The 622-nt window shown below is 57.1% G+C and carries 1 protein-coding gene; it reads right to left on the bottom strand.

What is annotated here, in order from left to right:
• A partial coding sequence (locus AC0V2Y_RS28095) for a hypothetical protein (protein WP_475418309.1) occupies positions 1-475 on the bottom strand: 475 nt, incomplete at its 3' end.
• Positions 476-622: the final 147 nt, after the last annotated feature.

Below are 622 nucleotides of genomic sequence, written 5' to 3' on the forward strand. Positions count from 1 at the left end.
GGCCAGATCCATGCAGTTCAATATTATTCACCAATATATAATGAACCAATTTCTTTGCAGCCGGCAACGGTATCGAGATGCGGGAAAACTGCTCTTCATATCCGGCGAAATTATATTTCGTCTTTAATATCTCGATCATGATGCGGTAGCCATCCTCATCGCGCAAAGGCGCGATCAGCGCCCCCACATCGCGCGGAAAGTGCGGCACGGTCCCCTGGCGGCCATCGCCGGCCTTCAGGTACAGCGGGCGTAATGCTTCGCCGGGCGACGGTGCAACGGGCGGCGCATAGGGCGGCATATAACCCCACTGCAAGGTCGGCATGCCCGTGGTGCCCCCCGTGCGTATCATGAAATGGGGAAGCGACGCATTCGTCTGCAGCCACTCCTGCGCCAGGATCCGGTATTGCGCCTTGTCCATGATGGGCAGGCTGCGCAGCGATTGCAGGTCAATTTCCCGCTCGGCAAGCTCCGGCATCACGCGCCTCAGCGAGGGCAGCCTCTGGCGGCTCAAGCCCCAGGTGCGTGTCAAATGAAAGTTGCGCGACAATTCCAGAGGCGACATGGCAGCTCCTGTTGGATTGCAATTAACCAGATAAGATATATTTGGCGCAGGCCTTAAAAC

It is taken from the genome of Janthinobacterium sp. BHSEK, from assembly GCF_056174685.1.